Raw genomic sequence first — 1546 nt, 5'->3', positions numbered from 1 at the left:
ATGGTGGGTTACCACCAAACGAATCAGAAAACCGATACTGGAAAAACTCTAACGCGGTGGCCAGTTTTAGTTGACCACAACAGAGAATGAAAATTATCAGTAAGCGCCAGGCGATGCATATTTATCGTCAGCATGCCGAATCCAGGCTATCTGCCTTCTGTACAGGTCACTACCAGTGGCATGGCAGTGTATGCCATTACTATGGACGTGAAGTTCAGGATATCAGCGGCGTACTCGCTGTTTTTGTTGAACGTCGTCAGGACCGGGCAGGCCCGTACGCTATTCTTCGCTGCGTGACGGCGAACTAATCATCCCACTCAGTCATTAAGGAATATATTAATGCAGTCGACCACCATATCCGGCACATCGGCGGAGAACACATCCTGCCTTCAGTGGGAATTAAAACGTAATATCACGCCGTGCTTCGGCGCTCGCCTGGTACAGGAAAGCAACCGCCTATACTTTCTGGCTGACCGGGCAGGATTTAATGGCTCATTCAGTGACGATGAAGCTTTGCGTCTGGACCAGGCATTTCCACTGATGATGAAACAGCTTGAGCGGATGCTGACGGCTGGCGAGCTTGATCCTCGCAGCCAGCACTGCGTCACACGGCATCACAACGGACTTACTTGTGAAGCTGACACTCTCGGCTCTCATGGCTACGTTTACATTGCCATATATCCCCAGTCAGCTCTAACCAGATAACACCTTCCTCTTCTTTTATCAGGGACTCAACTCATGCATATTTCAACTGTACCGGCAACGGTGACGGTTTCGTCACGCCTGTCTCCTGTCCAAGTTTGGCAAAAACTATTAACGTATATTTTAGAGCATCATTACGGCCTCACGATCAACGACACACCGTTCAGTAACGATACGACGATTCAGGAACATATAGAGGCTGGAGTGAATCTTACTGATGCTGTTAATTTCCTTGTGGAACGATTCGAGCTTGTGCGCATTGACCAGAAGGGTTTCTCCTGGCAGGATCAAGAACCTTGGATAACATCTTTGGATGTTCATCGGGCACAGTACAACCTTGGCTTGAAACGCTCATAAATCAGCCAACTGATCATTAAGGAAAACATGTGGGGGCATAATCGGGGGCATGTCAGTAAACCGCATAGTAAAATAATCAATAAATTCAACATGATTAATCACCAAATGCGACTCCTGTGATCTCCGCCAAAAATGCTATGCTCACTTATCAAATCATCCAGTTTCCTTTTGTAAAAAGGTTGAGTTTACCTCTCTTCTTATTGTAAAACTAAGATATCAGAATAATAAATCTGAATCATAACCAGTGGTCCTACTCACAGTTAAACCCCTCAAGCAATGATAAAGGGATAAGAATGGATGAGATTGATTTTTCTTGTGAAATGGATTTTCACGTTGAACTTAGAATTCATGATAAGAACTTATTCGGAAAGTTGATTTTTCCAAAAGAAACACCAGCTTATCTTGATGATGTAGCCCCCTGAAACACCAGACAGTAGCTGTATCTCCAGATAAGAGATAGGCTTGAATATATGTCTAACACTAACAC

The 1546-nt window shown here is 44.7% G+C and carries 4 protein-coding genes; all 4 read left to right on the top strand.

Annotated features, from left to right (window positions below):
* The first annotated feature begins 86 nt into the window (after positions 1-86).
* The 4 genes from AX755_RS24945 to AX755_RS25950 all read left to right on the top strand — a co-directional run bounded on the left by AX755_RS24945 (position 87) and on the right by AX755_RS25950 (position 1481).
* The gene (locus AX755_RS24945) at positions 87-308 is read left to right on the top strand and encodes a DUF987 domain-containing protein (RefSeq protein WP_032620724.1); all 222 of its coding nucleotides are present in this window, start codon (positions 87-89) and stop codon (positions 306-308) included.
* A gap of 31 nt (positions 309-339) precedes the next feature.
* Positions 340-705 carry a type IV toxin-antitoxin system YeeU family antitoxin gene (locus AX755_RS20465; protein ID WP_032620726.1) on the top strand — a complete coding sequence of 122 codons (366 nt, stop codon included), beginning with the start codon at positions 340-342 and terminating at the stop codon, positions 703-705.
* A gap of 33 nt (positions 706-738) precedes the next feature.
* On the top strand, positions 739-1059 hold the full coding sequence (locus AX755_RS20460; RefSeq protein WP_040117033.1) for a TA system toxin CbtA family protein: 321 nt from the start codon (positions 739-741) through the stop codon (positions 1057-1059).
* Between the two features lie 293 nt (positions 1060-1352).
* Positions 1353-1481: a hypothetical protein gene (locus AX755_RS25950; RefSeq protein WP_269446824.1), complete on the top strand. Its 129-nt coding sequence runs from the start codon at positions 1353-1355 to the stop codon at positions 1479-1481.
* The last annotated feature ends 65 nt before the right edge of the window (positions 1482-1546 follow it).

This window comes from Enterobacter sp. SENG-6 (assembly GCF_001605945.1).
Classification (GTDB): Bacteria; Pseudomonadota; Gammaproteobacteria; order Enterobacterales; family Enterobacteriaceae; genus Enterobacter; species Enterobacter cloacae.
The sequence above is the reverse complement of the archived record's forward strand: the minus strand, read 5'-3'. Positions and strand labels throughout refer to the sequence as shown.